The sequence below is a fragment of the Acinetobacter boissieri genome (assembly GCF_900096955.1).
GTDB lineage: Bacteria > Pseudomonadota > Gammaproteobacteria > Pseudomonadales > Moraxellaceae > Acinetobacter > Acinetobacter boissieri.
Genome location: NZ_FMYL01000008.1, coordinates 162,284 through 188,234, shown reverse-complemented (window position 1 = coordinate 188,234; position 25,951 = coordinate 162,284). Strand labels below are relative to the sequence as shown.

Below are 25,951 nucleotides of genomic sequence, written 5' to 3'. Positions count from 1 at the left end.
AAGCAGGATGAACGTCAAGCCAATCATCTGATTCTACAGCGTCGCCATGTGGCCATTATTCCAGAGTACCACCCGAAACAGCACAAACCTGTTGTACACCCGCAACGTGCTAAAGTGGTTGGCCCAAGTGGTGAGGAAATTCATGTCGATGCATGGGGTCGCATTAAAGTTCGTTTTTTATTTACACGTGTAGAAGATCACAGCCATGACAGCGGTGCAGGAAGCAATGACAATGACACCGACTCTGCTTGGGTGGACGTACTGACCCCATGGGCAGGCGAAGGCTATGGTATGCGCCTTCACCCGCGCATTGATGAAATGGTGGTCATTGACTTTTTTGATGGCGATATAGACCGCCCATTTGTACTGGGGCGTATTCACGAAGGCCAACGTCACCCTGTGCAATTTGATCAGATCGGACAGTTGCCAGAGACCAAAGTCTTGAGTGGCATTAAAACCAAAGAATACAAAGGCACAGGCTACAACCAACTGCGTTTTAATGATACGACTGGCCAAATCAGTAGCCAACTCCACAGCAGCCATGGTGCAAGCCAGCTTAATTTAGGCAAGCTCAGCCATCCCAAAAAATCGGCAGACAGTGCTGAGCGAGGCGAAGGCTTTGAACTTCGCACAGACCAATGGGGTGCGCTACGTGCAGGGCAAGGCTTGCTCATCTCTACGTATGCCCAATCCCAAGCCACAGGCCAACACTTAGAGAGTAGCGTTGCCAAACAACAATTCAAAAGTAGCCATGACAACAGCCAAGTACTGAGTGAAGTGGCTAAAAACCAACAGACCGATCCCATTCAAAGTGTTGAACAACTCAAAGCTTTTGCTGCTCAGCTGGAACAAGACATAGCCAAATTCAATCAAGCTCTGTTATTGCTCAGCTCACCAGATGGCATTGGTTTGAGTACGGCCCAAGACATTCATCTGTGTGCTAATGGTCAGATTAATCAAACTGCAGGGTCAAGTATTAATGTGAGTACACAAAGTGACTTCATTGCCCATGCACACGGCAAAATCAGTGCGCTTGCAATACAAGGTGGAATTAAAGCGGTGTCGGCAAAAGAGAAGGTTGAGATTGCAGCCCATAACAACGCTATTTCGGTATTGGCAAGGTTAGGCATAGATATTCAATCGACTGAAGATAAGATCATTTTACGCAGTAAGAAAGGGATAGAGCTTTATGGTGGTACATCTTCTCTTAAAATAGATGAAAAGATTGAGCTAAAAACCCCGGCACAGATTGAACTTAAAGCTGCACAGCATGCCTTTTTGAAAGGTGAAAAGGCTGAACAACCAGACATTCAGCAAGAAAATAAACCGAGCTACCTCAGGTTTAAAATTGCTGATTTAGAGGGTAAGCCTGCCAAAAATGTGGAGTATATGATTTTTAGAGCAGATGGTGGGCAACATATTGGCGTGACAGATGCGTCTGGTCATACGCAAATGATTCAAACAGAAGCTTCAGAGAAAGTGTCATTGCATATTTCTGATAAAAATGCGGCTAAATTTCAAGTATGCGATGAGGATTAAATAAAAATGACGGATAAATATTATATTTTAAATTATAAAATTAATTTTCGTGCAGTACGAGCAAAAGATCGTGAGCTGTCAAATGTAGAATGTATACTTGTTTTCTTTCCGAAAAATGAACAATCGAAAAAGCAAACCTATAAGATTATTACTGATACCACAGGTACAGTTCAGATTCAGTTGGTTGAAAATGGGATATTACATATTTTTGTTAAAGGGTATGAAAATATAAAAAGTAAAACCAAAGAGGTCATGAAGCCACTTCTAGCAGATGGCGATTCAGTGGTTAAGATTGATGATGATATTTTGCTGAGAAATGAGAAATTCATAACCAAAGAAGAGTATGATACCGCAAGGTGCCGTTCGCCTAAAAACGACGATAGAATATCGTATAATCTATTCTATGAAGAATATAAGAAACAAAATACCCGTTACTTTGATAAGAAAAAAACGCTCGTTTTCAAATCATACATCTGGTATCAATTTGTTGATTCGAATGAAAAAGGTATTCCAATCATAGAGTATCAAATTTTCGCAGAAGGACAAGAAAAGCCGATTGTGGGTGATTACCCTATAAAAGTACATCAAGACCAAAGAGCAAAGGGTGTGCCTAAAGAACATGGGTTTACCCAATATGTAGAAACGTTAGAGAGAACTTTTGTTAAATATAAACTCGGTAGCAACGCAATCAAAAGTCCATATTTTGACCCAATCACCTGTGTTGATTTACAAGAAATTTATAAAATTGTTATTCCAACCACGCAAGCGATCACAAAACCCGATCCCAACCATACAGTCGGCTTGTCAAAAGTAGAAAAGCCCCGTGTTGTGATTAGCCCACATGACAATCAAGTACTGTTCCTTGCGCCGGAGTTATATGACGACTTTGACCGTCAGACTAAAGTACTCTCTGATGCAATTAACAAGGTGTATCAAAATAGTGCCGATTTGCAGAAGGCGATACAGTACAGAGACCCTAAAGAAATTAAAGAGCTTGAAGCTCGTTTGGGGTTAAGCCAAGAACTTGCGTTAAAAAAACTCAATGCAGAGATTCCAGAAAAAGAGCAATTAAAAGAAGTTTGGGTGGTTGAAAAAAAAGGCAAAATGCATCAAGTGGGTGCAGAACATACCATAAAAGTACGTCATTTAAATGCCAATGCCTACCAAAAAATGGCGGCACAGAAGCGCAATAAAGCCAGTAAGGTCAATCTCACTGGCGAAAATATGAACCAATACACGCCCCAAAAAATCAAAGAAGGGTTTGATCATTTAGGCCACGAACTGATGAATGAATCGGGCAGTTTAGGCAGTGAAGAAAAAGTCATCTATGATTTAGTGGGTGGTTTAGGGGGCGAAGTGGCTGAGGCCTACCTGAATCGCCATGATATGTATGTGAGCAACGAAGCGCAGTGGTTACGTTTAGTTACAGGCTTAAATGCCGAAGGTTCACTGCATGTGGGTGATAAAGGCGTGGCGATCCGTGGTAATGGCAATGCTTCTGCCAAATTTGCATTGTATGAAGGCATGAAAGAGTGGCGTCGGTTTTTCCCAAGTCCAGACGGTTGGACGCTGGAATACGACAACCATGACTTAGGGACAATTCGTTTTTTAGTTGGCATGGATTTATCGACCTTTGCCGGAGCAAACATTGCCCTTGCGGGGAATTTATCGGTTGATATTTACCAAGATGCAAACAGTAATCAGCAATATATGCGCGCGGCCAATCGTAGGCCTGATCGGTCGATGACACAGCAGCTTGGCCGAGACAACAGACCCACCTTTAACATGGCGCAAGGCACTTTAGAAAAAATAGAAGCCAATAAAAAAGGCAGTACCAATCAGTTGAATGTGGGTGTGCAAGCGTTTGTGGGGGCAACAGCACAGTGCCTTCTAAAAGGTGCCATTGAATGGTTTAAACCCAGCCAAGAGTTGGGAAAAAATGGCCAGGGTGAATTTGTAATCATTGCTTCAGTCACCGCTGGGCTTGGTGTGAGTGGAGGATTCGGCGTAGCAGGGCAATTTCAAATGGGTTATGATGATGAATCAGGGACGTTTGCTATTTTGGTGGCTGCACATCTGTGCGCGAAGGTCGGAGCGAAAGGCGTTGTCGGCTTTACGGTAGGTGCAGCCCACTTGCCGGATTACGTTAGTTTTATTAAACTCAAACTACTGCAGATTGGCTTTAAAACGTTAGTATATATGCAAGCTCAAGCCTTTGAAATGATGGCACGAGTGTTGGCCTATTGCATTGGGGAAAATAAACCACTCGCGCAAAAAGTAAGTGAGTTGGCAGGTGAATATAAAAGGTGGCTTGATAAACTAAATTCAGACCAAGTACGCTTACGTGTGGCTGAAAATACCAACAGTGCTGCAGGGCGCAAAGCATTAATCGATGCACCGCCGGAAAGTAAAGGCATATTGTTGTATGCCGTGACGCATTGGAGTGACCGTACTGCAGCAATTTTTGACAGTAATTTAGCCGATGGCTCGTTTTCACGTTTAGTCGATGGCAGTTTAGAAACTTTTGTGGCACGTAAAACGGCGGTGATTAATATTTTAAAAACCTGTTTAACCCAAGCAGAATGGCACAATACCATACAGCACATTCATCCACGAGGTAAAAAACTGAACTGTGATCAGTTGGGTAAAGTCGAAGGGGATTTGGTGCGCTTTTTAAACCACCATCATGATGGGGCGATTGCACGCAAAGCCATTGATGCGGTCAATACAAATGTACCACACAGTGAAGATCAATTTGAAAGCCCATGGCTAAAAGACTACTTAAAATATAGACAAGCCGCCAGCCAAGTGACTGAACCGTCGTGTCACTATATGTTGGTGAGTAGTCAAGATGATATCCGTTTTAAACAGATGATTGCACAGCAAGGGATTCAGAGCGCTGGTTTTAACACGCCAACATTGACAGCTAAAAACCATCACGAGATGGCTGCGTTTGAATCACCACAAGACACGCCAACACAGCAGGCTTAGCCTGCTGTGTGCTTTGATGCTGCGTTAAGGATTAGCAGCACAGCGTACAGAGTTGTTTAAGTTGACATCAAAAGTAAATTCTTTTCTTGCTGCTTTTTCTGGGTCTGCCACAGGGTCAATGGCATTACGTCTGATGGTTAAAGAGTTGCCAAATAGGCTCATATTGTTCCCATTACCAGGTAACATGCTCCGTACTACTTTCAATGTGCCTGTGGTAGGGCCTTGCGGATTGTGCTCTGGTGATTGTTTATAGTAATCACTGCTGTACCAATCCAGCATCCATTCAAAATTGTCTGTGACCATGTCATATAAACCTAAAGGGCTAGGCGGAAATTGTTGTAATTCGGCAATATGCCCATAAACTCTAAATTTTTCTTCCGATTTTTCTCGTTGTTCAAAGCTCCAAATATTCCGTTCTTCTTCAATTTTACCATTGTCTGTAGCATATAAGACCTCTTGCCCACGGTTACGGGCAGCATATTCCCATTGCGCTTCTGTAGGTAAGTCCATTTTTCGGTTCAGTTGTTGGCCAAGCCATTGACAATAACTGCGTGCCTGTTGCCAATTCACCCCTGCCGCCACCACAGGAATACGGTATCTTTTTATTAATTCATCAAATACCCCAACAGGCTTTTGCCCCGTTACACTGGTGTATACGTCAAAGTCGGCATAGGTGGCTTTGGTGGCACTTAACGAAAAATCACTGAGGGTGACTTTATGCAGTGGCTTACTGTCGCCATGACTGTCGTAAGGCAGCCCATCTGCACGCGTTGTCGGGCCAAAATCCCCCATCATATAGCTACCACCTTTGATAAAAATCAGGTTCTTTTTTGTTTTTTCAAGCAACTGTTGTAATTGTTGCTTTTGTGCAGCAGAGAGATTGCTTTGAGTGGTTGGAATATCATTTGCTTGGGTGGGGTTTGATTGGGTACAGGCACTCAAGCTGAGTGTAGCCAAAACAATAAGACTGAGTTTATTAAAAATCATGTAGGTAAAGCCATTGTATTTAAAATGTATGGTTTAGATTTTAAGTGAATTACATCTTTTTTAATAGATAAATATGATAATTGGTTTGCATATTATTAGATATTGTAAATATCGTGCAGGTGCAAACAAAGTGACTGAACCGTCATGTCACTATATGTTGGTGAGTAGTCAAGATGATATCCGTTTTAAACAGATGATTGCACAGCAAGGGATTCAAAGTGCTGGTTTTAATACACCAACATTGACGGCTAAAAACCTTCACGAGATGGCTGCGTTTGAACCACCGCAAAATACGACAACACAGCAGGCTTAGCCTGCTGTGTCTATTGACACTGTTTTAATGGTTAGCAGCACAACGAACAGAGTTGTTTATATTAAAATCAACAGTAGATTCGGGGGTTTCTTTTGCCCATTGTACACGCTCTGGGTCTGCCACAGGGTCTTTGGCATTACGTCTTACAGTTAATCCATTACCGATCATAGTCATGTTTTGTCCATCATCGGGCAACCTACTGCGTACCACTCTCAGTGTGCCTGTGGCAGGGCCTTGCGGATTGTGCTCAGGTGATTTTTTATAGTAATCACTGCTGTACCAATCCAGCATCCATTCAAAATTGTCTGTGACCATGTCATATAAACCTAAAGGGCTAGGCGGAAATTGTTGTAATTCGGCAATATGCCCATAAACTCTAAATTTTTCTTCCGATTTTTCTCGTTGTTCAAAGCTCCAAATATTCCGTTCTTCTTCAATTTTACCATTGTCTGTAGCATATAAGACCTCTTGCCCACGGTTACGGGCAGCATATTCCCATTGCGCTTCTGTAGGTAAGTCCATTTTTCGGTTCAGTTGTTGGCCAAGCCATTGACAATAACTGCGTGCCTGTTGCCAATTCACCCCTGCCGCCACCACAGGAATACGGTCTGATATAGAGTATTTATCGAAATTTCCAACTGGCTTTTGTCCAGTCACACTAGTGTATATGTCAAAGTCGGCATAAGTGGCTTTGGTGGCACTTAACGAAAAATCACTAAGGGTGACTTTATGCAAAGGTTTACTGTCGCCATGACTGTCATAAGGCAGTCCATCTGCACGCGTTGTCGGGCCATAATCCCCCATCATATAGCTACCACCTTGAATAAAGATCAGGTTCTTTTTCGTTTTCTCAAGCAACTGTTGTAATTGTTGCTTTTGTTCGGCAGAGAGGTTGCTTTGTGTGGTCGGAATATCATTCGCTTGGGTATGGTTTGATTGGGCACACGCGCTTAAGCTGAATGTCGCTAAAAAAAGAAGACTGAGTTTATTAAAAATCATATAGGTAGAGTCGTTGTATGAGATTGGTTTTAATGTGATTTAAGTCACAATATTAAATAAATAAAGTTGTATGTTTAGTATTTATTCCATGAGTTAAAACGATCATGGATCACTCAAATATGAAAAAAATAAATATTATTGTAATTTATCTTTGCTTTATAGTCATTTTTTTGTTTTAATTCCGTAAGTTTTTATTTTTAGTGACTTGAGTCACTTATTTTTATAAAAGAGATAATTTTTTATGATTATTTATATTTTTTTGTAGATTTATTCGTGTTGGGTAGCTAGTTTTAATAGGGGTACATTTTGAAAAATATATTTGTTTTAACAATCTTTTTATCTATCACGGTATTTACAAGCTCTGTTTTTGCAGATGATTCTATAATCAAATTAAAAAAGAGATGTGTCAAAGACTACCCTTTAGTAAAAGATGAAACAGATCAAGATTTACTTGGTTTATATGTGAAAATTTGTGAAACAAGTGACAGTAATATACAAAATCATTTGTTAGTACAAGCTGCACAAAAATACCAACAATTGGGTAAAAACCTCAAGGCACTACAGTTAGTCAGTACCTTATATAGTCAAAATGTATTTAGCACTTCTCTGACTGATGTTGAATTTATGGCAGGCTCACAAATTGCAAATACAGCATTAAATAAAATGAGAAATGAAGAAGTACGTTATTTGACATCTGATTATACCTACCCTATAGCAAAGCAACTTGTTGATTCTATTAATATTGCTAAACCAATTTCTATTATGTCTGATAACTCTACTCATGAAGAAGTTGAGAAATCAACCAAAAGTAAAATTAAATCCACAGTTAAACCAAAGCCAAAACCAAAGTTTGTTGCACCAGAGGCTGTACATAAAACAGCACCTGCTAAGACAAATGTAGAGTCGGGTGATAGCAGTAATCCATTTGCAACCTTGAGAAAATAAGTGAAGGAATTTTAAAATGGTTAAACGAGAAAGTGTTCAAAAAAAATTACAGCGTATTCGACCTCCTCGCGTACAGCTCACTTATGATGTTGAAGTTGGTGATGGTAAAGAAATTAAAGAGCTGCCTTTCGTTGTGGGAGTTGTAGGAGATTTTTCAGCTGCCTCAGAAGTTGAGAAAACTAAACTTAAAGATAAAAAATTTATTAACGTTGATTTAGAAAATATTGATGAAGTGATGGAATCTTTATCTCCTCGAGCATCATTTCAAGTGAAAAATACTATTTCTGACAACGGTGGGAAAATGGGAGTTGATTTAACATTTAAATCTATGGAAGATTTTCGCCCCGAAAGTATTGTTCAACAAGTAGATCCTTTGCGTAAGCTTGTTGAAGCCAGAGAGAAGTTAACGGACTTACGTAATAAAATATCAAATAGTGAAAAGCTAGAAGATTTACTCGATGATGTTCTTAAAAGTACAGAACAAGTTCGTCAATTAAGTAAAGAAGCTGGAGGTGAATGTGAGTAATTTACAAGCTCAATTAGCAGCCTCTACAACTGAAGAAACAAGCCTTTTGGGATCTATTGTTGAACAAAGTCGTATTGCACGGAATGAAGAAGAGTATAATCGCGCAAAAAATTTAATTGGTGAACTGGCAAAAGAGGTCATGGCAGGAACAATTACTGTTTCTGATAACATGACGTTATCTTTAGATAAGCGTATTGCTCAAATTGATGATTTAATTTCGCAGCAATTGAGTGAAATTATACACAATCCTGAATTTCAAAAAATTGAGTCAACTTGGCGCGGTTTATATTATTTTTGTAATGAATCTCCATCAAATCCTCTCATTAAAATTCGTATATTAAATACGACTAAAAAAGAATTAATTAAAGATTTTCAAAGTGCAACAGACTTTGATCAAAGTACACTATTTAAAAAAGTCTATGAAGAGGAATACGGCTCATTTGGTGGCGCGCCTTATGCAACCTTAATTGGTGATTTTGAATTTGATCGCACACCTTCAGATATGTACTTACTTGAGCAAATTTCTCATGTTGCAGCAGCAGCACATGCTCCATTTATTTCATCAGCGAATTCAAATATTCTTGGATTAGAGTCTTTTACAGATATCGATCGACCACGTGAAGTTTCTAAAATTTTTGAAACGGCTGAATATGTTCAGTGGCGTTCATTTCGTGAAAGTGATGATGCACGTTACGTTGCGCTGACTATGCCTCGTGTTTTGGGGCGTCTGCCTTATAACCCTAAAGATGGTATGCAGACAGAAGGTTTTAACTTTGTAGAAACTGTATCTGGCCAAAATCATGAAGAATATTTATGGATGAATGCAGCTTATGCTTTTGGTACACGTTTGACAAATGCATTTGATATGCATGGATGGTGTGCTGCAATTCGTGGTGTAGAAGGTGGTGGCTTAGTTGAAGGGTTACCTGTTCATACTTTTAAAACAAGTGATGGTGAAGTCTCTTTTAAATGCCCAACTGAAATTGCAATTACAGACCGTCGTGAAAAAGAGCTGAGTGATTTAGGTTTTATTCCGTTAGTTCACTGTAAAAACACAGACTATGCTGCATTTTTTGGTGCTCAATCAACACAAAAACCTAAGAAATATGACAGCGATACAGCAAATGCAAATTCTGCACTATCAAGTCAAATTCAATACATTATGGCAGTTTCACGTATTGCACATTATTTAAAAGCAATGATGCGAGACAAAATAGGAAGCTTTGCTTCTGCTGGCAGTGTTGAAGCATTTTTAAATGAGTGGTTGGCACAATATGTACTCCTTGATGATGGTGCATCGCAAGAAGCAAAAGCTCAATTCCCACTTAGAGAGGCATCTGTAAAAGTTGTAGAAGATCCAGCATCCCCTGGTCACTATAAATCAGTAGTTTTTTTAAGACCACATTTTCAGCTAGATGAGCTATCTGTTTCTTTACGACTTGTTACTGAGTTGCCTCAGTCTTCTAATTAAAACAGTTAACTAAAAACCTAAACAAGGAAATCAACATGAAAGATATATACGTAAAATTTACTGGTAAATATAAAGTAGACGGAGAGTCTCGAGACTCTGAACACAAAGACTGGCTTGAGGTGAATTCTTGGTCTCATCATATTCGCCAACCTAAATCTGCAACGTCTTCAAGTGTTGGTGGACATACTGCTGAGCGTGTTGAACACTCAGATATGTTGTTTGTCAAAGACTTAGATGCAACAAGTCCTAAGCTCTGGGAAGCTTGTTCTGCAGGTTATACCTTTGATGAAGTGCAAATTGATTTTTATCGTGCCAATGGTGATAAGCGTATTAAATATTTGCAAATTAAATTAAAGCATGTGCTTGTTTCAACAGTGATCCCTGCAGTGAGCTCAGAAGGGGTTCCAGTAGAAACATTTGGTTTGAAATATGCTGCTGTAGAGTGGACATATAACCAACAAGATATTAATGGAACTGCAAAAGGTGCAGTCACGAAAAAATGGTCTCTTTCTAATAATACAGCGACTTATGCTGCTTAATATTTATTTAAAAGTATCTAAGAGGGTTTGGCGCATTTAGATACTTTTATTTTATTTAGAATTTTAACAATGAGTTTAGATCAAATATATCCTTATGGGTTTAGAGCGACGTTGTTTGATCGTTTGATTCCTAAAGACGAGTATGTAAAAGGGTTGACTGTACAAGAGTTGCGCAAATCTGTTGCTAAAGATCTAGAAGATTTACTCAATAGTAGAATGGTAAATTTAGATCATATTATTGATGACTTCCCACTGGTTAAGCAATCTATTCTTCAATTTGGAATTATTGATTTTGTTGGTTTATCTACTGCTAATCCTTTAGATCGTGAGAAAATTTGCCACTCTATTGAACAGTCCATTTTAGCACATGAGCCAAGGTTAAGGCAGGTCAAAGTTGAAATGCTAATGGACGGCGATAACATGGGGTCTTTGTGTTTGACGATACATGCTTACATTAACATTCATCCTTTGTATGAACCTGTAGTATTTGATGCTCTGTTAAAACCAATGACACAGCAATACGTAATTTTGGCGAGATCTTGAAAAAAAGGAATAAAATGTGATTGAAGAGCTCTTGCCTTATTATGAAAAACAGTTACAGGAGTTTGGACAGCAATCAAGAGCTTTTTCTGAAAAGTATCCTAAAATTGCTCAGCGATTATCAATTAATCAAGAACAAATTGATGATCCTCATATTGAAAGATTGATTCAAGCCTTTTCCTTAATTGCTGCTCGTATTGATAAGAAACTTGCCGATAGTTATGACGTATTTACACGCTCATTATTTGAGGTAATGTTTCCTCAATATTTACGCCATTTCCCTGCATGTACAGTGGTGAGTTTAGAAGATGTTAGTAAAACAAAGCAACTGAATGAAGTAAGTATTATTCCAGTTAAAACATTATTAAAATCTAAAAGTTTTAATGGTATTCAGTGTGAGTTTTTGACTTCTAATCAGGTTAAGTTATTACCAATACACCTGTGTGGTCTAAAGTTTGATACAACTCCAAGCCAACATACTCACTTAAATCAGAATGCAACTTTAAGTATCGGTTTTGAAATATTTAATGAATCAGAGCATTGGCTACAGAAACAAAGTTTACCCATTTATTTAGATTCAATTTCAAATTTTCCGTTACAAGTTTTAGATGGTATTTTTCAAAAAAACACACGGTTTAGTCTAAAAATAGATCAAAAAATTATTAAAATTGATAATCCATTCGATTTGATGGGGTTCAATGAATCTGAAAGTTTGCTGCCAATAGATCAACATACTCACCATGCGTATAGATTATTGCTAGAATATTTTTGTTTTCCGGAAAAATTTAACTATTTAAACCTTAATCTTGATTTTTTTAAACATTTTCCTAAAGGTCAAGCAACGTTTGAAATCTTGGTTCATTTAAAGTTGAATCTGAATGATCAAGCAGTCATTCGTAACTACTCTCAGTTAAATGAAGCAAATTTCAGACTATTTACTACTCCAGCGGTAAATTTATTTGAGAAAAAAGCTGAACCACAAAAGATTAATCATAAACAGCTTGAATATTCTTTAATTACGGATGCGCATCATCCCAAATTTTATCAAGTGTATTCCATCTTAGAGATGGTCATGGTTCGTGAGAAAAACAATCAGAATCAAGCTACTTTTCCTGTATTGCCTTTTTTTGCCATGAGTCACTATCACGGTGATAAAAGCAAATTTTTCTATGCATTAAATGCGATGCAGTATAATAAACATCATACTGAAATAAATTATTCTATTATTTCCAAAGATTTAGATCCTCATGAAATTAAGACAGACTTTCTAAGTACAACGTTACTCTGTTCTAATGGGCAATTGGCACATGAAGCGCTAAATTCATCGCATAATGTGCTTAGTTTAAATGATACGAGTATTGTGCGACGTTGTACTGTTTTAAAACGGCCTTCAGCACCATTTTATTTTGAGCAAAATAAAAAAGAGCAGTGGAGAATAATTTCACACCTTTCCCTTAATACACTTGCATTGATGAAGGGGGATGCGGTTGCTCATATTAAAGAGTTATTAGCACTTTATAATTTGCCAAAATCTAAAGAAAACGATCTCATTATTAATTCTATAAAGTCGATCAATTTTGATTTACAACATAAGTTGGTAGAGGCTAAACCATTTCCAATGTTTGTTCGTGGCATTCAAGTCAAAATAGGAATTGATATAAACGTATTTCGGGGGCACAGCTTATACATCTTCAGCCGACTTTTGAGCTATGTTTTTAATTTAAAAGTTCAGATGAATAGTTTTGTTGATATTGCCATTGTAGATTTAAATTCAGAAGAGGAGTTATACCAATGCGTACAGAACGTTGGTGGAAAAAATCCTCTATAGTTGATGAGTTATTTAATGCACCAACAACTTTTGAGTTTATACAATCTATTCGTTTATTGAGACATGTCCCATACCACAATGAATTTAGGTTTTGGGCCGATCATTTTCATTTTGATAGTTCGATTAATCTTAATTTCCCTCAAGCTGAAATTGAGGATTTACAACTTAAAGATGACAAAATTGAAGTCAAAAATTTGATTGTCGGTTTGACAGGTATTCAGGGTGCATTGCCTTATGTATATACACATATTACTAAACAAGCATCTCGTGAAAATCGTCATGAAATACAAAAGTTTATAGGATTATTCAATCATAAACTGACCGCACAATATATTGATGCAAGCTTAGCGTACAATTTACCTATACGTTATGAAATTGAACAAGAAAATCATTATCTAAATATTGTACATGCCTTAAGCGGATATATAAGCAATCAGCATCAACAGAATGACTTAGAAGATTATTTTGCTGAATTTTCGGGCTTAATGCAGGGGCAAACCAATACATCACATGCTTTAAAGACGATATTAACCTGTATTTTTAAACAACCTGTTGTGATTAAAGAGTTTATTCAAGAAAACTTTCAATTAAATGATATGCAGAAGTCTAGTCTAGGTGGTGATTGTTCAAGTTTGCTTGGTAAAAATACCTTTTGTGGTGAAACTGTACGACAGATTGGAGATAAGATTGAGATCCAATTCAGTGATTTAAGCTATGTTGAGTATTTACAGTACTTACCGAATCAGAATAAAAGTGAGCAATTAAAAACAATTTTAAACAGCTGGTGTAGTCCGACTTTATTGGTCGATTTAAGGTTGATTTTACGAAAAAATGAAGTAAAGCCTTTGCAGTTAGATCTTGGTGTAAAAACAGGATTGGGACAGGGTTGTTTTTTAATGTCAAAACATGAAAAGACAAGTACAGAAACGTCTTATGCCTTGTTGAGAGCTAAACAATGTTAAAAGTGATATTAGGAACGCTCACTAGCGTATTTCTAGCAATAATCTCTGTCACTATTTTTTATTGGAAAGATGCTAAATTTGATCCATCTACACAGCAGATGTATGTTTATCTGCTGATATTTCCTTGTGTGATTAGCATTGTTTTACTTACGCCATATTTTATATTGAAGTGGTACAAATATCAAAAAAATAAAAAGTTAGCTGCAAAAGAGCATGCTGAACAGCAACAAGTTTCAGAGAATTCAGGTAAAGAAATTGAAATTGAACATATTCAGTTTCAAATTTTCACATCATCTATTGAAACTGCTTTTGGACAGAATGATGAGATTATTCATCAATTGATTAATATTAAAACACCTTCATTAGATGAGTTCTTAGAAAATAATAAAGAAGATAAAGCCTTCAGCTATAGAGTAACAACAGTAGATCGTGAGCATTTTAATCAAAAAGAAAGTCATGATCTAAAGCCAATACAGCAACGAATCATTGCTTTAATGAGCAATGAGTTAAAAAAGAATATAGAGCTACTGACTCTTATTACTAAACATTTAAGGCTTTCGGCTTTGTTTTATGACGGTGAACTAGCATACAAATATCGGATGCATCCTTTGTGGACGAATCCAGACATAAAAGTAGCTGATGATCCAGAAGAAAAACAGCCATTACAAGTGTATCGATTAGATCATATTTGTATTCATTTGATTTTTTCAGATCTGTTATTACATGTGTGGGATGAAGCAATAACAGATCAAATAGTGAGCCATTTTCTTGAAGACCTGGGTTTAATTCATCAGCAGATTAAAACGGAATATCATTATTGGGGTGCAAATAATGCTTATTTTGAGTGGATTAAATTGTTGCAAAAAACTCAAAACCAAGTACATCAAGTGTCATTCATACTTGTAATTGATTCTGAAATAGATCAAGACATTTTAACGAGTCGTTATTGGGACAATGAAAATTATGTTCCTGCAGAGTTCATGAGCAGTTGTTGTATTGCAGCAACATCAGTGAATATAGAAAATTTAGATGCGATTAAAAATTTACATATATATCCAGACGCATCAAACATTAAACACGCACTTATAGCGCTAGACATCAGTGATTTAGAGCAATTCCAGCATGAAAAACCATTTGTTTTTATCCCTGATAATATTACAAAACCTATAACGATTGAAAAAATATCAAATAATTTTAAACAATCTCCAATAGCGCAATATCATCATTTATATACTCAAAATAGTTTGGGTGATACTCGACATTTAATTGAAATTTATACATTTATGTTAGGTATGCACACGTCAAAAGATTCATATAGTTTTATTTATAGTCTCGCACTTCCATCTGTACAGGTCATATTTGGGCCAATACAGCCAGAAGATGTAATTAATCAACCAGTTTTATAAGACTTGCTCAAATGAGAAAACAATGTATACGATTTTAGGCTACATGTGGCAATACATTACTAACCCAAAGGCAATTATAGCGCTTTCTCTTTTGGTTACGTTGCTCTCCTTTTATAATATTATGCCACCAATGATTTTTTGGGGATTGTTGTCTACTTATATCTTTGGGTTTATATGTTATGGCATCTATTTGCTGATTCAACGGCATAAACATGCTACTCAAGGAGAGGATCTGGTTGATGCTATAGAGAAGCAAACCGTTTCAGAATATTCAAAAACTAAAGATAAAGATGAATTAAATCTGATTAGTCAGCAGATGAAAGAGTCTATTCAGCTGATTCGTAAGTCTAAGCTCGGTGATAAAAAAGGCAACGCTGCGATTTATGAGCTTCCGTGGTACATGGTGATTGGTAATCCAGCAGCAGGAAAAAGCTCTGCTATTTATAATTCAGGGCTGAAATTTCCATTCGAAGAGCATCATCAAAAAGTGATGTCATCTGGTTTAAGTGGGACTAGAAATTGTGATTGGTTCTTTTCTACAGAAGGGATTTTACTAGATACAGCAGGGCGTTACTCGGTTTATGCAGAAGATCATCAAGAATGGCTAGGTTTACTAAATCTTTTGAAAAAAAGTCGTTCTAATGCACCAATCAATGGTTTGATGGTTGTGGTGAGTATTTCTGAACTGGTGAGTCAAAGCCCAGAAAAATCACTTAATTTAGCAAAAAAACTGCGTGGACGTATTCAAGATATTACAGAACGATTGGAAGTTTTTGCACCTGTTTATATTGTATTTACTAAAATAGATTTAATTGCAGGATTTACAGAGTTTTTTGAATACTATGAAGGAAAAGAAATCGATCAAGTGTGGGGAGCAACATTACCATATGATCCTGAGTCTTCTCACAATGCAACAGATTTATTTGAAAAGCATTATAATATTTTATATGACGGTTTAAAAAGTGTAAGTACAACACATTTGAGCCGTAGCCATGCACACAATATTTCACCGAGTGTAATGACGTTCCCTCTAGAGTTTAAAACCATTAAACCTGCTCTAAAAGCTTTCATTGGTACTCTATTTGAAGATAATCCTTACCAGTTTAAACCTGTGTTTCGAGGGTTTTATTTTACAAGTGCATTGCAAGAAGGCGTGATTGAAAGCCCAATGACTGAGCAGATCGCTGCTGAGTATCATTTACAAAAAAAAGAAGAGCATGATCTGAGTCAAACTCAAAAGTTAGTTTCTCAAAATCACGGTTATTTTTTAAAGGGGTTATTTTCAGAGGTTATTTTAAAAGATAAAAATTTAGTCAAGCAGCATATTAATCCATCAAAGAAACGTCAATATTATGTTGCTTTTATTTCAACGCTATTTTTAGTTGCACTTGTTCTTGGTGGATGGGGCTGGTCATACCGTAATAACCAGCAGTTAGTGATGGATGTGCAAGCCGATTTAAATAAAGTCATGAAGATGGAACAAGCATCGGGTAGTGAGTTATCTACGCAATTAGATGCATTATTAATTTTACAAAATAGATTACAGCAGTTAGATGATTTTGATCAGCATCGCCCATTAAAATTTTCATTGGGTTTATATCAAGGCAATATATTACGTGAAAATCTTAAAGTAGAGTATTTAAAAGGCATTAAACAAATCGTTTTACAACCAACACAAAAGAACATTGCATTGTATTTACAACGTGTAAAAAACAATGAAGATACACTCAAAGCAAATCATGCCAATGCACAGCCTCAACAGGTAGGTGTCGCTAAATCTCAGCAATACTTAGAGCCGTCAGATACGAACTCTCAAGATGCGTATAATGCATTAAAAATGTATTTGATGTTAAGTAATCATCAGTATATGGATACGAGTCATTTAAGCGATCAGGTGACGAGGTTTTGGCGTTCATGGTTAGATAGTAATCGTGGCCAAATGCCACGCGGTGATATGATTCAAAAAGCAGAACAAATTTTAACCTATTCTTTAACGCTGACTCAAGATAAAAGTTTTCCAATACTAGAATCAGACTCCCAGTTGGTTGATCAAACTCGTCAAGTTTTACTTTCTGTTGTACGTGGCATGCTTGCTAGAGATCGTGTTTATAATGAAATTAAAATGCGCGCAACTGTACGCTACCCAGCACTTACAGTTTCACAAATTGTAGGGGATAGTAATAAATCAATTCTTTTAGGTGGGTATGCCCTTCCGGGAATGTTTACTCAGAAAGCTTGGGATGAGTTTATCTCCAAGGCAATTGATGACGTGGCCAATAAGCCAACAGACAGTAAAGATTGGGTACTTAATAGTACTCAAGCAGACGATTTAAGCTTTAGTGGAAGTCCAGATCAAATTCGTAAACAATTGATTCAGCTATACAAGCAAGAATATATTGAACAATGGAAGAAGTTTTTAAATGGATTTCACTATGCAAAAGGGGTTAACTTTTCTGAAGATACTCGATTTATGGATGTTTTGGGTGAGCAACAAAATAGCCCGATTCGTACTTTTATTGAGCGTATAGCTAAAGAAACAAATTGGGATAATCCAATCATAGGAGCTGAATTAGCAGCACCTAAAACAGGTTTCGTAGCTTGGTTTAAGCATAAAGTTTTAATGCAAGATACAGCTGTACCAGTCAATCATGCTGTTGCTCAAACTCAAGGGCCACTTTCACAAGAGTTCTCTATATTTTATCAAATTGTTCGTAAGCGAGATGAACAACAAAATAAATCGTTGCTTGATGAATACTTAATTCAGTTGTCACAAGTCCGTAGCAAGTTTAATGACTTGAAAAATATGGGTGATATTAAACCAAATGCTTTGGGATTAGTTAAACAAACAATCAATGATCAAAACTCAGTATTTAATATGACACAAAAAGTGGTCAACGAAAAAATCTCTGTGGGAGTGAATGATGAATATCAAAAAATTCTTCAAAAACTTTTGGTTTCTCCATTAACGCAATCATTTGAAAGTTTACTGGTCCATGCGCAAGACGAAATTAATCAGCTGTGGACAATGCAAGCATACCAACCCTTTGGAACAAATCTCTCGAAAAAATATCCATTTAATTCATCTGCAACGATTCAAGCTACAAGCAGTGAAATTAATCAAATTTTTGGTGAAAATGGTAGTATTGCCCGTTTTGTCAAAGAGACTTTGGATCCACTGGTTATTCGTAGAGGCTATACACTTTCTGCTAAAACTTGGAAAGATTTGGGTATTAGTCTAAATCCTAATTTTACAATGAATTTTCAAAATTATGTTGCACCGGCAAATGGCATTGCAACAGGTGAAATTAATCAACCAGCAACAACCCCTGCAGCTGCAAATCAATCAAACTTTCAGTTTTATCCTATTCAAAACCCTAAATTACTCTCATATACCATGGATATTGATGGGCAACGTATGGTTTACGAAAATGGCACATCGCAGTGGGTAAGTTTTATTTGGCCAAACCCTGGTTCAATTCCTGGTGTGCGCATTACAGCAGTAGATTTAAATGGTCAAACATATACTATTTTTGATGCGCCTGGTGAATACGGTATTAATCGTCTAATTGATTCAGCACAACGTAAATCACAAAACGGGAATTTTGAAATGACATGGACGAGTTCAAAAGATCCATCCATTTTTGTAAAAGTAAATTTTCGATTAATTAGTGGAAATAGTGGTGGAAATGTTGGTTCTGGACGAGGGTATTCTGGATTACAGCTAGTCGATAAAGTTTTGATCAATAAGGAGCTACACGTTACTTCAGCACAGAACACAGTATTAAATGATTCTAAGCCACAATCTAGAGTTGTATCTCCATGATTAGACAGCAACGACAAACTGTAGAAGGCTTATAGTTATGCAACTATTAAAATCAATACCATTTTACTATGGTAAAAATCCTACACGTGGCGATTTCCTTAAAACAAAAGGCCAACATGCCTTAATAACAGTAATAGATCAGTGGATTACTGAGGCATTAGATATTGCAATGCATGTAGATGGTTTTGCTGAATCATATCGAACACTACCTCCACTAGATTTTTTTATTGCAAATCCAAAAGAGGAAATCTTTCTTGTCGCAAATTTAGTTACAAGTGAAGATAGTTCTGGTCGACTGTTTCCAATGATGCTGGGCTATTTATTAGCAGTTCAAAAACCTACTGAAAATTTGCTATATGCACCATACACGTATAAGTCAGTCCTTATCGATTTATTTCAAAAAAATAGAAGTATCCGTACTGTAGAAAGTTCAGAACTACTTTTTGACAAACTTTCACAGTTAGAAAGTCAAATACAAGTTTTAACGACAGCCGAAAGTACACATTTTTTTGAAAATCAAACAATGCATTCTTTTGCTCAGCTACTCAATATGACAACTTATGAATTAGCGCAAAGCATGATTGGGCTTGGTCTACTATTACAACCTGTTTTAACGCATGGTACGAGTAAACTTAATAAAGTTTTAGTCTTACCAATTAACAACTCAAGTTACTGTTATGAAATTGCTGGGTTTTGGGTCAGCCTTATTGGGCGATTTATGTCTAAGCAAAATACTGAGGTTTTAATTGGATTGCTTCATTCAAAATCACCAATACTTTTGTTTGGCTTTCAAGGTGCAGATATTCAAGCATTGAGTGATATTTTTACTCAAAATTTATGTAGTAAAAGGTGGGTATCCTTAATGGATGCGCATTGGGTGAATCATTATTTAGAGAAAAATGCAGGCCTAGCTGCATTAGAGCAAAATCTATGTGAGCGACAACTTAGCTTAAATCAAGGCATAAAGTTATTTAAACAAACATTTATAGATGGTTAATCACATCATGAAAATTATATTTAAACCAATGATAAAAAGCATAATTTTATATTTGGGGCTATTTAGTTATGCCAGTTATGCTCAAACAATTGTTGTTGAAGGGGTTGTGCCGAATGATGAGAGTAAACAGGCTATTTTAACTAAAATGCACACAGTTTATAGTTCAGACCAAATCTTAGATAAGATACAAGTTAGGGCAGTATCTGCACCAAATGGTTGGAGTGATGCGATTGCGAATATAATTACTCCAGATTTAAAAAAGGTAAGTCAAGGTAAATTGGCTGTACAAGGTACCCAAATTAATTTGACTGGAAAAGTCTCGAATCACAATGATGTCGAATCTGTATCTAAATTATTACAGTCACAAATTAACTCGCCTTTTTCTGTTAATACGAATCTTTCAATGAGCCAAAATGAACAAAAAATTGTAGATGATACTTTAAAAAATCGTATTGTAGAGTTTGAGTCAGGCAGTGTCATTTTAACGCCTGCGGGAATGCGTATTTTAGATGAAATGTCTGTCGCTTTAAGTAAGTTAGAAGGCAAAAGTATTAAGATTATAGGGCATACAGATAGCTCTGGTGATTCAAAAAAAAATCTTATTTTAAGTCAAGGCCGTGCTGAGGCTGTAAAACAATACCTTGTTGCGAAACATATTCTCGCTGAAAAATTAACTACCTCTGGGTTAGGTTCAGAAAAGCCTGTAGCAGATAACACGACAGCTGAAGGACGTAAGAAAAACCGTCGTATTGAATTTGAGGTTTTGTAAGTTATGTTCATTCTAGACTTAAAATATTTTAGTTCTATAGAAATACAGACGATTACTTAACAGTTAAGCATTCATATATTTATATTATTTCGAGTAATTAATATAAATATGAGTTATTATGCTCTTTGTTTTATAATTGTGATACTTGTCACAAAATATTGGATATGCGATGAATAGTCTAAAAGTACTTATTGAAAAACTATCTAAGCCTGCTCGCACTTCACTAGAAGAAGCAGCAAATTACTGTGTTGTGCAACAGAATTATGAAATAGAAGTAGAACACTTTTTTTATCAATTACTAAATACTCAGTCTGAAATTGACCTAGACTGCCTATTTATAAAATATAAAATAAATAAAAAAGAACTACAAGCAAATTTACATCAAACAATCACACAGTTACCTAAAGGCAATACACGTACACCTATTTTTACAACATCGATTGTTCGGTTATTGGAACAGGCTTGGTTATTAGCTTCTGCTGATAAAAAACCAACAATCCGAAGTGGTCATTTAATAATTGCTTTACTCACTGCACCTGATTTATACCAAATTGCATTACGTGCATCAAATATTTTTGATTTATTTCCAATAGATACAATGAAGCATAAATTTTTGCAGATTTGTGAAGGAAGTAGCGAAGATACAGAGTTAAAAAGTGAATCTATAGAAAAAGATAAGATTAATGAACAGCAGCAAACAAGATCTACAACTGTTAATGCGCCTGCTTTAAGTCAGTATACAATTAACTTAACCGAAAAAGCACAGAAGGGTGCAATAGATCCGGTGATTGGGCGCGAATTTGAAATTCGCTTAATGTTAGATATTTTAATGCGTCGCCGTCAGAATAATCCAATTTTAACAGGTGAACCTGGTGTTGGGAAAACAGCTGTAGTTGAAGGTTTGGCTTTAAAAATCGTAAATAATCAAGTGCCAGATGCGCTTAAAAATGTACAGTTACATATGCTTGACATGGGGTTACTTCAAGCGAGTGCAAGTATAAAAGGTGAATTTGAAAATCGATTAAAGCAAGTCATTAAAGAAGTACAAGCCGCAACATCACCAATTATTTTATTTATTGATGAAGCGCACACACTTATTGGCGCTGGTGGCCAGGCTGGACAAAATGACGCTGCAAATTTACTGAAACCTGCATTAGCGCGTGGTGAGCTTCGTACAATTGCAGCAACAACATGGGCTGAATATAAACAATATTTTGAAAAAGATGCTGCGCTGAGTCGACGTTTTCAAGTTGTCAAAGTTGAAGAACCAACAGAAAGTGTTGCGGTAGATATGTTGCGTGCCATGATTCCAGTTATGACACAGCATTTTAATTTATATATTGATGATGAAGCAATTGTAACAGCTGTACATTCATCACACCGTTATATTAGTGGCCGTCAACTACCAGACAAAGCAATTAGTGTATTAGATACAGCTGCTGCCCGCGTTGCACTTACTCAAAATGCTCAACCAGTAAGATTAGATCAACAACAAGCACAGTTACATAATTTAAATCTTGAACTTAATATTTTAGAAAATGAGCATCGTCATAATCCAGTACATTGTATACGACTAGAAAACCTTAAAAGTGATATTTCAAAGTTAGAGCATGATATTGAGTTAACCACTCAACAGTGGGAAAAAGAATTAACACTTGTAAAAAGAATGAATCTTTTACAAGAAGATCAGAACCATATAGCGAATGATGAAATTGAAAAATTACGCCAAGAATTAACGCGAATACAAAATCAGAATCCTTTAGTTTTTGATCGAGTGAATTCAAATATTATTAATCAAATTATTTCAGATTGGACTGGAATTCCTGTTGGAAATATGGTCAGTGATGAAATTAAACAAATTTTAAAGTTAGAAGATAAACTTGAACAACGTGTGATGGGGCAAACGTATGCTTTAAGTCAGCTTGTGCAAGGGATTAAAACATCTAAAGCAAAATTAGAAGATCCAAATAAGCCTCAAGGGATATTTATGCTGGTTGGACCAAGTGGTGTAGGTAAAACAGAAACAGCGCTGGCTTTGGCGAGTGAGCTTTATGGTGGTGAATCACATTTAATCACTATAAATATGTCTGAATATCAAGAAGCCCATACAGTTTCATCATTAAAAGGTGCACCTCCAGGCTATGTTGGCTATGGCCAAGGTGGTGTTCTCACAGAAGCTGTTCGACGTAATCCTTATAGTGTCGTACTTTTAGACGAAATTGAAAAAGCACATAGTGATGTTCAAGAACTATTTTATCAAGTTTTTGATAAAGGTACGCTTGAAGATGGTGAGGGGCGGGTTATTGATTTTAAAAATACCACAATATTGCTGACCTCAAATACTGGTTCTAGCACAATTATGCAAGCTTGCTTAAATCAAGCTGTAGAAACATGGCCAACAGCACAAGAGCTTATAGATCAATTGAAACCAAGTTTATACAAACAGTTTAAACCGGCATTTTTAGGTCGTATGCGAATTGTTCCTTATTTCCCGTTACATGATGATTTACTCATTCGTATCATTGAGCATAAATTAGGAAAAATTATTCAGCGTTTAAAAGAACAATATGGAACAAGCGTTGAATACAGCGAGTCTTTAACCGAACTTATTTTAAGTCGTTGTACTGAAGTAGATAGCGGCGCTCGTAATATAGATAATATTTTGAACTCATCTGTTTTACCATCACTTGCAACAAAAATATTAATTGCACTTAGCTCGAATAAATTGCCTAAGCTCATTGTAATCGATGCAAAAGATGGTCAGATCACCTACAAGCTTGATCCTAAAAATCAGGTATTAAAAAGTATGAACTCAAAACAGATTAATTTAGAAGTAATTTAATTTATATGGCCAAATATCAAGATATTAGTGATTTAGATATTTCTCAATTTCTAAGTCCGATTGCTGAAAATAATTTATGTGGAGAAGATTTATCATTTTCCAATGAATTTCATGTGATCAAAAAAGCAAAAACACAAGATGACCCTTTACTTGATTTAGGGGATTGGATTGTTGAGCCAAAACAAGCAGATTGGGGGTTTGTATCAAATGCAATTAAAGAACTTTTAATTGAAAAAACAAAAGATATACGGCTACTTGTTTGGCTTTCAGAGGCTTGGGGAAATTTATATGGTTATGTTGGCGTTGCACATAGTTTAGAGCTAACGCATGGTATGCTTAATCAATATTGGAATGAGATACATCCACATATTGATGATCATGATTTAGATCAGCGATTAGGTATATTGCAAGGTTTTGTGAACCAACTCCCCAGTTTAATTAAAAAAGTTCCTGTGATTAATAGTCAACCTTTTTACTCACTCATTGATTATGAAAATTTTTTATATCAACAGAATAATCGGTTAAAAAATCCAGATGCAGATGTAGCTGTGTCATCAGATTTTGAGTTATTTAATCAGAGTCTAAAGAGTATGTCTCAGACGATCCAATTACAAAATTATCAAAACTTTAGTCATATGGTGACGCAGTGGGAAAGGCTCAAGCAGGTTATTAATGATCTCATGCAACTCGATGCACCTAGTTTTGCGAGTGTTGACTCCCAAATTGAAGATATTAGTACGTCTTTACGCAAAATTTATAAGGCAGATATTGCTGTAAAAGAAGTAATATCTCAACCAATTCATATAGAAGAACAGACTACTTTTGTAAATACTGCTGTAAGTGGTTCATCCTTCCAGCCTACTCAACAAAGCCATGTACAAAATCGCGAACAAGCCATGCTAGTTTTAGCTGATATTGCTGATTATTTTAAAACCAATGAGCCACATAGCCCTATAAGTTATATGCTCCAAAAAACGATCAAGTGGAGCAATATGCCACTACATGAATGGCTTGCTCAAGTGATCAAAGATGATAATCCATTGATGTCCATTCATGAGTTGTTGGGCGTACAGAAAAATAGCAATGAATTTAATGATGAGTAATTAAAATGTCCAAATCAGAAAAAGTTCTTTGGGGTGAAGGTCTATTTTTACGCCCACAACACTTTCAAGTTCAAGATAACTACCACGAACAACGTTTAAATTATACGATTCGTTCAACAATTCCATTTTCTTATGGTGTTCAAAGTATTGAGTTAGATGAAAGTCAACTTAGTCTAAATGTTTTATCTTTAGAGAAAGCAAAGGTCATTTGGCAAGATGGAGAGATTTACATGGCTCCTGCGCCAGACTTATTGCCTGCGCCTATTTTTATTGATGACTTAGGTTTGGGCGATGAAATGTATGTTTATTTGGCATTACCCATAGTACAGCCAAATAAGCAAAATGTAACGCATGATCAGGCAAATCAACCTACACGGTATCATTCATATTTATCAGAAACACATGATCTTTTTACAGATGCCGTGCCCTCGGATATCACTTTACTACGTCGGCAAGCAGAATTAAAATTATTGGATCATAATGTTGATTTAAATCATGTGCTTGATGGTTTTATTTATATGCCTGTTGCCAGAATAAAACGCCAAAACACAGGTAACTTTGAATTAGATCATAAATTTATTCCACCGATTTTACATATTCAGTCAAATACGATGCTTATGAATAATTTAAAGCGTACGCTCAATATTATTAAAGCAAAAGTGACAACGATTCAGGGTAATAATCGAGAAAATGATCAAAAAATAATAGAGTTTCGCTCAGGGGATACAGTATCTTTTTGGTTGATTAATGCTTTAAACACGGCTTATTCAACACTTAACCATATTTTACTTAATCCACACATTCATCCAGAGCGTTTATTTTATGAGTTGTTACGATTGACAGGCTCACTACTGACTTTTTCAACAGCGTATACAGTAGAAGATTTACCACAATATAAGCACCATCATTTACAAGAAAGTTTTGCTCAGATTGATCTTATTTTAAGAGATTTATTAGACACAATTATTTCAAATCGTTATATCAATATTAAATTAAAAGAAATTCGTACGTCTTATTGGGTAGGTAGTTTAGAGACAGATAAAATTACCCGAGATACGCGACTTTATGTTTCTGTTTCAACCAGTATGATGCAAACAAATGATTTAATTAAAATTGTTCCTTTAAGATTTAAAGTGGGAAATACTGTAGATGTTGAAGAGCGAGTGATAGCAGCTCTAGCCATTCCTTTACGCCATTTAACTCAAGTTCCCACGGCAATTCCTGTTCGTTCAGGTGTAAGTTATTTTGAGATAGAGCCACATGATGAGCTGTATCAACGAATGTTGGACTCCGAGTCAATCTGTATTTATGTTCCTGCTGGTTTTCAAGATATAAGTATTGAATTAATTGCTGTGACAAATGGTTAAGAGG

At 36.3% G+C, this 25,951-nt stretch carries 18 protein-coding genes and 1 pseudogene; 17 read left to right on the top strand and 2 right to left on the bottom strand.

What is annotated here, in order from left to right; genetic code table 11:
• Window positions 1-1,539, top strand: a 1,539-nt coding sequence (locus BLS38_RS09825; RefSeq protein WP_143230126.1) for a DUF2345 domain-containing protein, incomplete at its 5' end; no start/stop codon positions are given.
• 6 nt (window positions 1,540-1,545) lie between these two features.
• Entirely contained in the window at window positions 1,546-4,530 is a 2,985-nt protein-coding gene (locus BLS38_RS09820; RefSeq protein WP_092749079.1) for a hypothetical protein, read from the top strand.
• Window positions 4,531-4,554: 24 nt separating this feature from the next.
• Here BLS38_RS09820 and BLS38_RS09815 read toward each other — a convergent pair whose 3' ends face one another.
• A complete protein-coding gene (locus BLS38_RS09815) occupies window positions 4,555-5,517 on the bottom strand; it encodes a formylglycine-generating enzyme family protein (RefSeq protein WP_092749078.1) in 963 nt (320 codons plus the stop codon).
• An 85-nt stretch (window positions 5,518-5,602) separates the two neighbouring features.
• Between BLS38_RS09815 and BLS38_RS09810 the strand changes: the two genes are divergently transcribed.
• Complete coding sequence (locus BLS38_RS09810; RefSeq protein WP_143230125.1) at window positions 5,603-5,830, top strand: DEAD/DEAH box helicase family protein; 228 nt, start codon at window positions 5,603-5,605, stop codon at window positions 5,828-5,830.
• A gap of 24 nt (window positions 5,831-5,854) precedes the next feature.
• Here the strand turns inward: BLS38_RS09810 and BLS38_RS09805 are convergent, their stop codons facing one another.
• A complete protein-coding gene (locus BLS38_RS09805) occupies window positions 5,855-6,829 on the bottom strand; it encodes a formylglycine-generating enzyme family protein (RefSeq protein WP_092749074.1) in 975 nt (324 codons plus the stop codon).
• A 306-nt stretch (window positions 6,830-7,135) separates the two neighbouring features.
• Here BLS38_RS09805 and BLS38_RS09800 point away from each other — a divergent pair, with 306 nt between their 5' ends.
• The 14 genes and pseudogenes from BLS38_RS09800 to tssK all read left to right on the top strand — a co-directional run bounded on the left by BLS38_RS09800 (window position 7,136) and on the right by tssK (window position 25,947).
• A complete protein-coding gene (locus tag BLS38_RS09800; protein WP_092749072.1) occupies window positions 7,136-7,774 on the top strand; it encodes a hypothetical protein in 639 nt (212 codons plus the stop codon).
• A 16-nt stretch (window positions 7,775-7,790) separates the two neighbouring features.
• Window positions 7,791-8,300 (top strand): type VI secretion system contractile sheath small subunit, encoded by a 510-nt coding sequence (tssB, locus tag BLS38_RS09795; protein ID WP_092749070.1) that lies wholly within the window; start codon window positions 7,791-7,793, stop codon window positions 8,298-8,300.
• The gene (tssC, locus tag BLS38_RS09790; protein ID WP_092749107.1) at window positions 8,293-9,771 is read left to right on the top strand and encodes a type VI secretion system contractile sheath large subunit; all 1,479 of its coding nucleotides are present in this window, start codon (window positions 8,293-8,295) and stop codon (window positions 9,769-9,771) included. The genes tssB and tssC overlap by 8 nt, the downstream gene beginning before the upstream one ends.
• Window positions 9,772-9,806: 35 nt before the next feature.
• Window positions 9,807-10,310, top strand: a complete 504-nt coding sequence (locus tag BLS38_RS09785; RefSeq protein WP_092749068.1) for an Hcp family type VI secretion system effector — start codon at window positions 9,807-9,809, stop codon at window positions 10,308-10,310.
• 69 nt (window positions 10,311-10,379) lie between these two features.
• Entirely contained in the window at window positions 10,380-10,853 is a 474-nt protein-coding gene (tssE, locus tag BLS38_RS09780; RefSeq protein WP_092749066.1) for a type VI secretion system baseplate subunit TssE, read from the top strand.
• 16 nt (window positions 10,854-10,869) lie between these two features.
• Window positions 10,870-12,678, top strand: a complete 1,809-nt coding sequence (gene tssF / locus BLS38_RS09775) for a type VI secretion system baseplate subunit TssF (RefSeq protein WP_092749064.1) — start codon at window positions 10,870-10,872, stop codon at window positions 12,676-12,678.
• Complete coding sequence (tssG, locus tag BLS38_RS09770) at window positions 12,642-13,640, top strand: type VI secretion system baseplate subunit TssG (protein WP_092749062.1); 999 nt, start codon at window positions 12,642-12,644, stop codon at window positions 13,638-13,640. The genes tssF and tssG overlap by 37 nt, the downstream gene beginning before the upstream one ends.
• Window positions 13,634-15,046, top strand: coding sequence for a hypothetical protein (locus BLS38_RS09765; RefSeq protein ID WP_092749060.1), 1,413 nt, complete (start codon window positions 13,634-13,636; stop codon window positions 15,044-15,046). The genes tssG and BLS38_RS09765 overlap by 7 nt, the downstream gene beginning before the upstream one ends.
• A gap of 22 nt (window positions 15,047-15,068) precedes the next feature.
• Window positions 15,069-18,869 (top strand): type VI secretion system membrane subunit TssM, encoded by a 3,801-nt coding sequence (gene tssM / locus BLS38_RS09760; RefSeq protein ID WP_092749058.1) that lies wholly within the window; start codon window positions 15,069-15,071, stop codon window positions 18,867-18,869.
• 37 nt (window positions 18,870-18,906) lie between these two features.
• Window positions 18,907-19,866, top strand: a complete 960-nt coding sequence (tagF, locus tag BLS38_RS09755) for a type VI secretion system-associated protein TagF (protein ID WP_092749056.1) — start codon at window positions 18,907-18,909, stop codon at window positions 19,864-19,866.
• 79 nt (window positions 19,867-19,945) lie between these two features.
• Window positions 19,946-20,635 (top strand): annotated as a pseudogene (locus BLS38_RS09750) (OmpA family protein); the annotation flags it as partial.
• Between the two features lie 169 nt (window positions 20,636-20,804).
• Entirely contained in the window at window positions 20,805-23,477 is a 2,673-nt protein-coding gene (tssH, locus tag BLS38_RS09745) for a type VI secretion system ATPase TssH (protein WP_092749054.1), read from the top strand.
• Between the two features lie 5 nt (window positions 23,478-23,482).
• A complete protein-coding gene (gene tssA / locus BLS38_RS09740; protein ID WP_092749052.1) occupies window positions 23,483-24,580 on the top strand; it encodes a type VI secretion system protein TssA in 1,098 nt (365 codons plus the stop codon).
• A gap of 5 nt (window positions 24,581-24,585) precedes the next feature.
• A complete protein-coding gene (tssK, locus tag BLS38_RS09735; protein WP_092749050.1) occupies window positions 24,586-25,947 on the top strand; it encodes a type VI secretion system baseplate subunit TssK in 1,362 nt (453 codons plus the stop codon).
• The last annotated feature ends 4 nt before the right edge of the window (window positions 25,948-25,951 follow it).

Coding starts and splice junctions, on each gene's coding strand:
- BLS38_RS09820 (WP_092749079.1), top strand. CDS start 1,546: ATGACGGATAAATATTATATTTTAAATTATAAAATTAATTTTCGTGCA.
- BLS38_RS09815 (WP_092749078.1), bottom strand. CDS start 5,517: ATGATTTTTAATAAACTCAGTCTTATTGTTTTGGCTACACTCAGCTTG.
- BLS38_RS09805 (WP_092749074.1), bottom strand. CDS start 6,829: ATGATTTTTAATAAACTCAGTCTTCTTTTTTTAGCGACATTCAGCTTA.
- tssB (WP_092749070.1), top strand. CDS start 7,791: ATGGTTAAACGAGAAAGTGTTCAAAAAAAATTACAGCGTATTCGACCT.
- BLS38_RS09785 (WP_092749068.1), top strand. CDS start 9,807: ATGAAAGATATATACGTAAAATTTACTGGTAAATATAAAGTAGACGGA.
- tssE (WP_092749066.1), top strand. CDS start 10,380: ATGAGTTTAGATCAAATATATCCTTATGGGTTTAGAGCGACGTTGTTT.
- tssG (WP_092749062.1), top strand. CDS start 12,642: ATGCGTACAGAACGTTGGTGGAAAAAATCCTCTATAGTTGATGAGTTA.
- BLS38_RS09765 (WP_092749060.1), top strand. CDS start 13,634: ATGTTAAAAGTGATATTAGGAACGCTCACTAGCGTATTTCTAGCAATA.
- tssM (WP_092749058.1), top strand. CDS start 15,069: ATGTATACGATTTTAGGCTACATGTGGCAATACATTACTAACCCAAAG.
- tagF (WP_092749056.1), top strand. CDS start 18,907: ATGCAACTATTAAAATCAATACCATTTTACTATGGTAAAAATCCTACA.
- tssH (WP_092749054.1), top strand. CDS start 20,805: ATGAATAGTCTAAAAGTACTTATTGAAAAACTATCTAAGCCTGCTCGC.
- tssA (WP_092749052.1), top strand. CDS start 23,483: ATGGCCAAATATCAAGATATTAGTGATTTAGATATTTCTCAATTTCTA.
- tssK (WP_092749050.1), top strand. CDS start 24,586: ATGTCCAAATCAGAAAAAGTTCTTTGGGGTGAAGGTCTATTTTTACGC.